Annotated in this window: 10 protein-coding genes and 1 rRNA gene; 1 reads left to right on the top strand and 10 read right to left on the bottom strand. The window is 51.3% G+C overall.

Translation table 11 applies throughout. The annotated features are described in order from the left end of the window. The 9 genes from ACE99V_RS19580 to pabC form a co-directional block, all read right to left on the bottom strand. Positions 1-75: ribosomal RNA gene (locus ACE99V_RS19580) — 16S ribosomal RNA — on the bottom strand; the annotation flags it as partial. A gap of 344 nt (positions 76-419) precedes the next feature. Then, on the bottom strand, positions 420-1931 hold the full coding sequence (gene lysS, locus ACE99V_RS19575) for a lysine--tRNA ligase (protein WP_400492176.1): 1512 nt from the start codon (positions 1929-1931) through the stop codon (positions 420-422). Between the two features lie 75 nt (positions 1932-2006). Beyond that, a complete protein-coding gene (greA, locus tag ACE99V_RS19570; protein ID WP_400492175.1) occupies positions 2007-2483 on the bottom strand; it encodes a transcription elongation factor GreA in 477 nt (158 codons plus the stop codon). 210 nt (positions 2484-2693) lie between these two features. After that, on the bottom strand, positions 2694-3722 hold the full coding sequence (gene dusB, locus ACE99V_RS19565; RefSeq protein WP_400492174.1) for a tRNA dihydrouridine synthase DusB: 1029 nt from the start codon (positions 3720-3722) through the stop codon (positions 2694-2696). A 42-nt stretch (positions 3723-3764) separates the two neighbouring features. After that, entirely contained in the window at positions 3765-3977 is a 213-nt protein-coding gene (locus tag ACE99V_RS19560; RefSeq protein ID WP_400492173.1) for a helix-turn-helix domain-containing protein, read from the bottom strand. Then, a complete protein-coding gene (gene folK / locus ACE99V_RS19555) occupies positions 3929-4456 on the bottom strand; it encodes a 2-amino-4-hydroxy-6-hydroxymethyldihydropteridine diphosphokinase (RefSeq protein ID WP_400492172.1) in 528 nt (175 codons plus the stop codon). The genes ACE99V_RS19560 and folK overlap by 49 nt, the downstream gene beginning before the upstream one ends. Positions 4457-4463: 7 nt before the next feature. After that, positions 4464-4826, bottom strand: a complete 363-nt coding sequence (folB, locus tag ACE99V_RS19550; protein ID WP_400492171.1) for a dihydroneopterin aldolase — start codon at positions 4824-4826, stop codon at positions 4464-4466. Beyond that, complete coding sequence (folP, locus tag ACE99V_RS19545) at positions 4819-6021, bottom strand: dihydropteroate synthase (protein WP_400492170.1); 1203 nt, start codon at positions 6019-6021, stop codon at positions 4819-4821. Before folP ends, folB begins: the two co-directional genes overlap by 8 nt. A 43-nt stretch (positions 6022-6064) precedes the next feature. Further along, positions 6065-6910 (bottom strand): aminodeoxychorismate lyase, encoded by an 846-nt coding sequence (pabC, locus tag ACE99V_RS19540; RefSeq protein WP_400492169.1) that lies wholly within the window; start codon positions 6908-6910, stop codon positions 6065-6067. A gap of 358 nt (positions 6911-7268) precedes the next feature. Between pabC and ACE99V_RS19535 the strand changes: the two genes are divergently transcribed. Continuing rightward, the gene (locus ACE99V_RS19535; RefSeq protein WP_400492168.1) at positions 7269-7571 is read left to right on the top strand and encodes a multicopper oxidase domain-containing protein; all 303 of its coding nucleotides are present in this window, start codon (positions 7269-7271) and stop codon (positions 7569-7571) included. A gap of 136 nt (positions 7572-7707) precedes the next feature. On the opposite strand, the gene ACE99V_RS19530 is transcribed toward ACE99V_RS19535, so the two are convergent. Next, the gene (locus ACE99V_RS19530; RefSeq protein WP_400492167.1) at positions 7708-9831 is read right to left on the bottom strand and encodes a heavy metal translocating P-type ATPase; all 2124 of its coding nucleotides are present in this window, start codon (positions 9829-9831) and stop codon (positions 7708-7710) included. Between the last annotated feature and the right edge of the window lie 397 nt (positions 9832-10228).

Genomic DNA, 10228 nt, shown 5'->3' with positions numbered 1-10228 from the left:
AGGGACTCGCTCGACTTGCATGTATTAGGCACGCCGCCAGCGTTCGTCCTGAGCCAGGATCAAACTCTCCAATAAAGTTAGAAAGAAATTGATCAAGGTTCAAAACCATGTTTGCTTGGCTGTTTAAAACGCTTCGCTGTTCAGTTTTCAAAGAGCATCTCGCAACAACAACTCTTTTATAATATCAAATTGTGTGGGCGTTTGTCAACATTTTTTCGTTTTTCGAAGTCTTGTCGACAACGACCTAATCACTTTACCACATTGCCTTCTTGTATGACAAGTGGTAATTTTTGACCATCTCTTTCCGCTTTCTAAAGAAGAGAACGAAAGTAAATATAGCAGGAATCAATCAAGCTGTGCAAGTGAAAAAAATGGAAGCCACCCTGCTGATCAATCGGGCGGCTTCCCTCGTTTTTTTCCTATTCTCCGGACCGTTCGCGCATCAGTGGGAAGAGCAGAACGTCACGAATCGACGGCGAATCGGTCAGCAGCATAACCAAACGGTCAATTCCGATTCCAAGACCACCTGTCGGCGGCATACCGTATTCCAATGCCTCGATAAAGTCCTCGTCCATTTCATGTGCCTCGTCGTTACCAGCTGCTTTCTCCAACAGCTGCGCTTCAAAACGCTCGCGCTGATCGATCGGGTCGTTCAGCTCGGTAAACGCATTGGCATGTTCTCTTGCCACAATAAACAGCTCAAAACGATCCGTGAAACGCGGGTCTTGCTCGTTTTTCTTGGCAAGAGGAGAGATCGCTGTAGGATGGCCGTATACGAAGGTAGGCTGAATCAGCGTCTCTTCGATTTTTTGCTCGAAGAACTCGTTGACCACGTGACCAAAGGTGTGATGCGGCTCAACTTCTACGCCGTGCTCTTTTGCGAGAGCCCGCGCCTCGTCGTCGCTCATTTCCTTCCAGAAGTCAACGCCTACGTGTTCCTTGATCAAATCGACCATGTGTACACGACGCCATTTGGGTGTCAAGTCAACCTCATGACCTTGATACTGAATCTTGGTGGTACCCAACACCTCTTGCGCGATGTGCGCAATCAGTTCCTCGGTCAGTTTCATGATGTCTTCAAAGTCGGCATACGCCTGGTACAGCTCAATCATGGTGAACTCAGGATTGTGACGGGTGGAAATTCCCTCATTGCGGTACACCCGGCCGATTTCGTACACCTTTTCCAATCCGCCCACGATCAGGCGCTTCAAGTGCAGCTCAATGGCAATCCGCATATACAACTGCATGTCCAGCGCGTTGTGATGGGTAATGAACGGACGAGCAGACGCCCCTCCGGCAATCGCATGCAGTGTCGGTGTCTCCACTTCCAGAAATCCAAGGCTGTCCAAATAACGACGCATGGAGGTCAAGATACGGCTGCGGGTAATAAAGGTATTCCGCACTTCCGGATTGACGATCAGATCGACGTAGCGCTTGCGGTAACGCGTCTCCACATCCTTCAATCCATGATATTTTTCAGGCAGCGGGCGGAGCGATTTGGTCAGGAAGGTCAGTTCCTTCGCCTTTACGCTCAGTTCGCCTGTCTTGGTTTTAAATACCGTGCCGGTAATCCCGAGCATGTCTCCAATGTCACTCAGGTCAAATACCTTAAATGCTTCTTCTCCAACGGTATCCAGGCGCACATAAATCTGAATCTGGCCTGTCCGATCGAGGAGTTGGCCAAAACTTGCTTTTCCCATGTCGCGTTTCGCCATCAGGCGACCTGCGATCGTGACAACGTGGCCCTCCGCTTCAAGCTCTTCTTTTGTCTTGCCGCCAAAACGGGAGACGATATCCTCAGCGTGGTGAGTCTGTTCAAACTTTTTCCCGAAGGGGTCAAATCCCCACTCACGCAATTGGTTCATTTTGTCGTGACGCACTTGCAGCAGCTCGTGCAGCCCCTCTTGTTGCAGGTCTTGCTCATTTGCCATTGCTTTGTTCACTCCTTACAGTATGACGATAAACGAGAGGGCGTACCCAGTGCTACGTGAGGTACGCCTTGTTGACTACAGATTGATATCGAGAATTTCGTATTGAATCACGCCAGCCGGTACGTGCACATCAACGATCGCACCTTTTGCCTTGCCGAGCAAAGCCTGACCAACCGGAGACTCGTTCGAGATTTTGTTGTTCATCGGATCGGACTCCGCGGAACCTACGATCGTATACTCCACGATGTCGCCGAATTCCAGGTCTTTCAACTTCACGGTAGAGCCTACGCTTACCACCCCGATATCGACATCCTCATTGGTAATAATGCGGGCGTTGCGCAGCATTTTCTCCAGCGTAAGGATGCGTCCCTCGATGAAAGCCTGTTCATTTTTGGCTTCCTCGTACTCGGAGTTTTCGCTAATATCGCCATAGCTGATCGCTTCTTTAATACGGGCAGCCACTTCTTTTCGTTTAACCGTTTTCAAATCTTCAAGCTCTTGCTCCAGCTTAGCCAATCCTTCAGGTGTAAGAATGACTTCTTTTTCGGACATGGTTCAATTCCCCCGTTTAAAATGAAATTCCTTTTCGCTCTGTGTAAAGTACAAAGGATTATATGTAGATGTTCTATACAATATACAGGCAGAACGTGCTTGGCTCACAGGTTTCATAGGGAAAGCTGCCAGAGTAAACTGGCAGCCTATCTGCAATAATACGACGTATTATAGGGTATGAAAGAACCCTTGTCAATGTTTGGGATACCCTTAGTAACTTATGGCTTCCTCCTGCGCGGAATCGACAAAATCCTCGGCAGCGTTCGCCTGGTTTTCCACCCAGTCTACGTAATCGAGCAGGATTCGACGCAGCTCATCCTCGGTCTCCACGGCGTTGATCAGGTTTTTGGTGTGTGTCGCACCCTTCAGGCCTTTCAGGTACCAGGCTGCGTGCTTGCGCATTTCCAGCACCCCGACTCGCGGTCCTTTCAGCGCGATCAGCCGCTCGGCGTGAAGCAGACAAATCTCGATCTTTTCACGCGGCGTCGGCTCTGGCGGGAGTTCACCCGTGGTCAGGTATTGAACGGTGCGGTACAGCATCCACGGGTTGCCCAATGCGGCGCGGCCGATCATGACACCGTCGCAACCGGTTATATCCAGCATGCGTCGGGCGTCTTCAGGAGTGGCCACGTCACCGTTGCCGATCACCGGAATGGAGACCGCTTGTTTCACTCGGCCAATCCAGTTCCAGTCGGCTTTTCCCTTGTACATCTGCACACGGGTACGGCCGTGAACAGCGATCGCCTGTGCTCCGGCGCGCTCCGCCGCCTGGGCGTTTTCAATGGCGTACAGGTGTTCCTCGTCCCAACCCAGGCGCATTTTCACAGTGACCGGCTTGTCTACGGCATCTACAACAGCCGAAACAACCTCGTAAATTTTGTCCGGATCCAACAGCAGACGGGCACCCGCGTCGCAGTTGACGATCTTGGGAACCGGGCAGCCCATGTTAATGTCAATGATGTCGGCGTTTGTATTTTCAGCGACGTATTTCGCGGCCGGGACAAGCGTTTCCTTGTCGCCGCCAAAGATTTGCAGACTCAACGGTTTCTCGCGCTCGTCGACAAACAGCATGTCCATCGTTTTTTTGTTGCCGTGGACGATTCCTTTGTCACTGACCATTTCCGCACAGACCAGACCAGTTCCAAACTCCTTGGCGATCAGGCGGAAGGCCGGGTTGCAGACACCCGCCATCGGAGCGAGCACGACGTTGTTCTTCAATTCAATGTTGCCGATTTTCATATATTTCAACCTCCTTCTCAGAGAGGATAGAGTCAGGAAAAATCATTTATTATTTATAGCACACAATTCCTCGTAATCGACCTGTAAAGTGCTGGCGATCTTGCGCAGAACTGGTTCAGTCGGCTTGCGCGTGCCGCGTTCCAGCGAACCGACAAACGACAGCGAGACGCCCATTTTTTCCGCCAGCGATTGCTGGGTGTAGCCTTTCAGCTTTCGGAACGACCGGATCCGGTTGCCCAGTCGAGTATCCCCCATTTTCGTACCCCCTTGTGATCCTCTGTTTGTTCGAGGTAATGTTCGATCGTGTTGTGGAAAACAGGCAGCGGACCTCCCACCCAAACATCGCGCAGCGGCACCAGGACAAAAGCACGCTCGGTCATCGCCGGATGCGGGATACGCAATTCCTCACTGACGAGCTGTACGTGATCGTACAAAAGCACATCGATATCAATCGTGCGCGGTCCCCAACGGATTGTACGGACACGCCCCAACTGCTGTTCTATGGCAAGAACCTCTCTGAGCAGCCTCTCTGGAGTGAGTTGCGTCTCGACGGCGACGACCATGTTGAGAAAAGCCTCCTGGTCAACGTACCCGACCGGATCCGTCTCATAAATGGGAGAAACGGCTTCCACACGTATATGGTCGTGGCGATGAAGAGTCTGCACGGCCCGCCGCAGGTTCTCTTCGCGATTTCCCATGTTGGAGCCAAGGGCGAGATAGGCGCGAGCTTTCATCTGTCCTTCAACCCTTTCTCCTGCGCACCATTTCAATCGCAACTGAATCGTAATGGCCGTTGATGGGAGGATTGGGCTTCGTCACTCTCACTTTGACTTCCGCAATAGGAAATGCGGCAAGCAGCTGGTCGGCAATGCGCGCGGCAAGAGCCTCCACCAGCTTGTAGCGCTCCCCTTCGACGATTTGCTGCACATGAGTAAAGATATCGGCATAATTGACCGTATCGTTTAGATCGTCGCTTTCACCCGCTTTTGAAAGATCGAGAGACATTTCTAGGTCAACGAAAAATCGCTGACCCAACTGGGCTTCCGCTTCAAACACTCCATGGTAACCGTAGAACGACATCCGGTTAAAATAAATTTTATCCATTGCCAGGGACTCCCTTCAGCATCGCGTCCATCATGGTGACGACGCGCTTCATTTCCTTCACGTCGTGGACACGCACGATGTGGCAGCCTTTGGCCACGCCCAGGGCAACGGTGGCTGCCGTGCCTTCCACCCGTTCTTCTATCGGCAAATTCAGCACGCGGCCAATCATTGACTTGCGCGACGTGCCGAGCAGCACCGGATAACCGAGCGCCACGATGTCATCCAGGCGGCGCATCGTCTCCAGGTTGTTTTCCAGAGACTTGGCAAATCCAATCCCCGGATCGAGAATAACGTTTTCCGGCCGCACGCCTGCCTTGAGGGCGATCTCAACCGACTCCCGCAGGTCCTGCACCATGTCGCTGAAAAAATCGGTGTAGTCCTTGTTGTCCCTGTTGTGCATCAAAATGATTGGCACACCGTATCGGGCAGCCACTTCCGCAATTCGAGGTTCCCGCTTGGCTCCCCACACATCGTTGATGATGTGGGCGCCTTCCGCAACGGCTCGTTCGGCCACTTCCGCTTTGTACGTATCGATGGACAGGGGAACCGGGCACTCTTTCACGAGCGCGCGGATCACGGGCAGGACCCGATCCAGCTCTTCCGCCAGTTCCACCGGTTCCGCTCCCGGTCTCGTCGATTCCCCGCCGATGTCGATAATGTCTGCGCCGGCTTCCACCAGCTCGCGTGCATGAGTCAAAGCCCTTTCTACATCCGCGTATCGTCCGCCGTCGGAAAAAGAGTCAGGCGTCACATTCAGAATGCCCATGACCAGGGTACGCTGGCCAATTGGCAGTACGTGCGAACCGCAGACCAGCTCCTTCCGCTTGTGCAAAACGTCCCGTTGCGCCAGCAGTTGTTCCACCTCCGCCGCCAGATTCTCCAGGCCAGGCTGTTGGCCTCGCAGGTCTGAAAGGGCGTCTCCCAGCTGCTGCCGGGTGGCTACAAGCAAAACGCTCGACCCGTTGCTGTCGAGCATGGATTCCGTCTTATAAAATGCGGCATCTCCACCGCGCGCAATCATTTCCCGCTGTAAAATGTAAGCAGCCTCTTGCGAAACGTTTTCCAGATGAACCAGCACGGCTTCGCCCTTCGGTGCCATCAACCGGATGGAGTCCTGGTCGATGCCGATTTTCCTCATCTCTGCCGCAATCTCCGCTTGGGTCCTGGCATGAACGAGGTATGGATTGTGCTTCATGGTCGTCTACCCCTTTAGCATATTGTCGATAGCATACCATAATTTACTTGCCCAATTCCACAGACTGGCGGTATGCAGTGCGCAGTTTGCGGGTCACCGGTCCATAGGTCTCCGGAACTAGTTGCCCATCCACTTGAGCAGCCGGAACAATCTCCATCACGGAATTGGTCAAAAATACTTCATCGGCCCGGTACAGATCCTCCTGCCGGTAAAGGCCTTCCTCGCAAGCGATACCCAGCTGCGCCGCCAGCGAAAGAACGTGACGGCGGGTGATGCCGTCGAGAATCCCGGTTTGAAGAGACGGTGTGTACAATCGCCCTGACCGTACCCAGAACAGGTTGCTCACAATGCCTTCCGCAAGAAAACCGTCATGCGTTACAAATAATCCCTCCGCGTCAGGCTCTTGGCCCAGTTCCAGACGGGCCAGTGCATTGTTTAGATAGTTGTGCGACTTGTATCGTCGCAAACCTTCCGACGTCTGCCGGGGAATGGAGACGGTGATGAGTCGTTTGGGCGACGGAGGTTCTGCAATCGGGGGTACCGGCTTGGCGAAAATGTACAGCGAGGGACGCGGATAGCCTCCTGTTACGAGTCCCACCCCTTCCGGTCCTCCTGTCACGCTGAGCCTTACATAAGCGTTCTCCAGATCATTTGCCTCCACCGTTTGCAGGATGGCGTCGGCCAGTTCCTCAGCCGACCAGGGAACGGCGAAGCGCAACGCCAAAAGCCCGGAACAGAGCCGGGCATAATGATCTTCCCAAAGGAAAAGTCGACGGCGATACACGCGCACTGTCTCAAACAGGCCGACGCCGTAAAGAAATCCGTGATCCATGACGGAGACCGCAGCCTCTTCTGCCGGAACCATTTTACCGTTTACATACACTTGCATGATGCTCTCTCCTGACCTTTTCGCTCTTGAGAGACATCATATCACAGGATCAGCCGGTTAGAGCCTCTTCAGATCGTTTCTCGGTAAATCATGCGAGAGAGGCGGTAAAGGCAAACGGGAATCGTGGTATCAACAGTATTACCGCTGAACATCGCGGACACCTCCGCCACCAGTATTCGTGCATATACCCAGCAGGGGTTCCAGAGTACATCGGTAACCTAGCCTGTAGCCGCCATTACCTCATCAGCTTATTTATTGTAACCAACAGTTCATCGAGCCTTTTAAGCCTCAAATCTCCATATTTTCTACATAATCGTGTGATACTCTTTCCAACAGAAGCAGTAAAGGAGGTATACACATGAATCGTACCTACCAGTTCAATGTCGACGTTCCCGGAACGTACTGGTACCATTCACACCAAAATGGAGTGGTACAAGTAGATAAAGGGTTGAACGGATCTCTCGTGGTGGAGCCGAAAGATCAGCAACCTGTCGATAAGGATTACACGCTCGTACTGGATGAATGGACGAAAGATGATAGCATGACAGGCATGAGTCACGGTGGAGGCCATGCAGCTCAAGGAATGATGTCCGAGGTGAAATACGAGGGCTATAAACCAGATTTTACGGTCGACCCAACTGTAAACAATAGGCCGGAATAAGAGAAGAGAAGGAACAATCTAGTATTACATCATCTGGAATCAATTTTATGGCTACGAAAAAGATGGTCACGAATCAACCGTGCCATCTCATGTTATTGGTTCCGTTTTCTTGCCCATGTCCTTTCCCTGTTAACAGTTATTCTTTTACCCTTAGTAAGCGTAATCCGTTTAACGTAACGATAAGAGTTGCCCCCATGTCGGCAAAGATGGCAATCCATAGTGTTAGCCATCCAGGAACAATTAATAGAAGTGCTACTAGTTTTATTAAAAGCGAGAAAGCGATGTTTTGCTTAATGATCTGGAGTGTTTTCCTGCTCAGCTTGATCGTAAATGGCAGCTTGGTTAAATCATCAGCCATCAGGGCAATATCCGCTGTTTCCAACGCGGTATCGGTCCCTGCACCACCCATGGCGATCCCTACGTCAGCAGTGGCAAGCGCCGGTGCATCGTTGACACCATCACCCACCATGGCTACTTTTCCATGTGCTTTCAGCTGTTGAATGGCCTCCAGCTTATGCTCAGGCATCAACTCGGATTTTACTTCATGGATGCCAACCCGTTCCCCGATTGCTTCCCCAGTTGCACGGTTATCCCCCGTAAGCATAACGGTTTTTGTAATGCCCAACTCGCGGAGTTTTTGGATGACGCTTTTACTGCTTTCCCTGACTTCATCGGCAACGGCAATAAGAGCGAGTACATCCTGATCCGTACCAAGCATCATGACCGTCTTCCCCTGCAGTTGAAGCAATTGGATACTTTCCCTGATACCTTGATCTAAGCCGTTAGGCAGCAATTCTTCAAACAAACGGGGGCTGCCAATGTAATACTGTTGACCATTGACAACAGCCTTCGCCCCTTTGCCTGTCATGGACGTGAAGTTTTCGGCCTTCCACTCGTTCAGATCAATCAGATGTTGATTTGCCTTTCGAACGATCGCGGAAGCGAGGGGATGCTGCGACCACTTCTCAATGGCAGCAGCGATGGCAAGGAGCTCTTTATCCTCAGGCCCTTGCAGACGAACAAAGTCAGTAACCTCCGGAACACCTTTTGTTAAGGTTCCTGTTTTGTCAAACGCAATGACTGAGAGATGACCGGTTTCCTCCAAATGGATGCCTCCCTTAATCAAAACGCCGTTTCTGGCTGCATTACCAATTGCCGTAACAATCGATACAGGAGTAGATATCACGAGCGCGCATGGGCAACCTACGACCAGGAGCGCTAATCCTCTGTATACCCAATCGGACCATTCACCATTGAAAAACAGAGGCGGCACGACAGCAATCCCGAACGCCAGGATCATAATCGCAGGTGTATAGTATTTGGCAAAGCGATCGACAAATGCTTGTGACGGTGCCCTTTCCGCCTGCGCTTCTTCCACCAGGTGAATAATTTTTGCGATGGTCGTATCTTCGACTCGCTTTGTAACCTTGACTTCCAGTAACCCTTCTTCATTTAGGGTACCGGCATACACTTCGTCTCCTGCCTCTTTGGCAACAGGAATGGATTCACCGGTAATGGCTGCCTGATTGACGGTAGACTTTCCGTTAATCACATCACCGTCCATGGCAATTTTCTGCCCTGGTTTTACAATCATGATATCGCCGATTTGAATGTCATCCACGCTTATTTGCATTTCCTGATTGCCGCGTCGTATAGTGGCTTCTTTCGGAGCAACTTCCATGAGCGAGCGGATGGATTGACGAGCCTTCTCCATCGAATAACCTTCCAGAGCTTCACTGATGGCAAACAGAAAGACGACGGTAGCTCCTTCGCCCCACTCGCCAATCGCTGCAGCCCCCAAAATGGCAACGGTCATCAACGTATTCATGTCAAACTCAAACCGGGTTAAATTCCGCAAGCCTTTTTGAAATAACGTATATCCACCAATCAAAATGGAGGTTCCATACAACAATACCTCCGATAGACTGCCCTCGCCATATCGCTCTCCGGCCAGCCAACCTGCCACCAAGAACAGCAATGAGACGATGGTGGTTTGGGTTGATTTTTTTTGCCAAAACGATTCCTTTGCGATAGGACGCTGTTGCTTCTCCGGATACAGTTTTAATCCTTCAAACACTCCGGCTTTTTCCAGTTCCTCGAGACTTGCATCTCCGTACACGGTAAGTTTGGATGCCCCAAAATTCACCTGCGCATCAGTGACACCGGGCAAAGCTTTTACGTTCTTTTCAAATTTTGCAGCGCAACCGGTACACGTAAACCCCTGAACCCGAAATACGCTTTTTTGACTTGTATTCTCCAAGGTAACTTCCCTCTTTTCATTCACTGTATATCCGTTTCAATATCACTTCAGGAGAAACGCCTGGCCTGCCCCTATGACAAGCACATCCACTTCCCGTTGCATGTCAACCGTCTCCCCAGAATCAAACAATTAGATATTCATTTGATTATTATAGTATCTCAACATTTTTGTCCAATCAAGAACTTCTCTAGGGTGGATCACAAATTTCCCAATCTCCAAATAGCTCATCCGGGACATCTGTTTTTTACGGCACTTTTCTTCTGTTAAATGTCCCCTGGTATCAACCAAAACCTAAGGCTATAAGAAAACCCACCCGGCATTAGCTATTCTCACCCCACTCGGCGGTAGCTATCGCTGAGCCGAGTGGGGTCCCTTTTTTCGCCGGGCGGGGCCCCGA

The organism is Brevibacillus soli, from assembly GCF_044759095.2.
GTDB lineage: Bacteria > Bacillota > Bacilli > Brevibacillales > Brevibacillaceae > JBIYSM02.
Note: the sequence above shows the minus strand (reverse complement) of the source record. Positions and strands in the feature narration are given on the sequence as shown.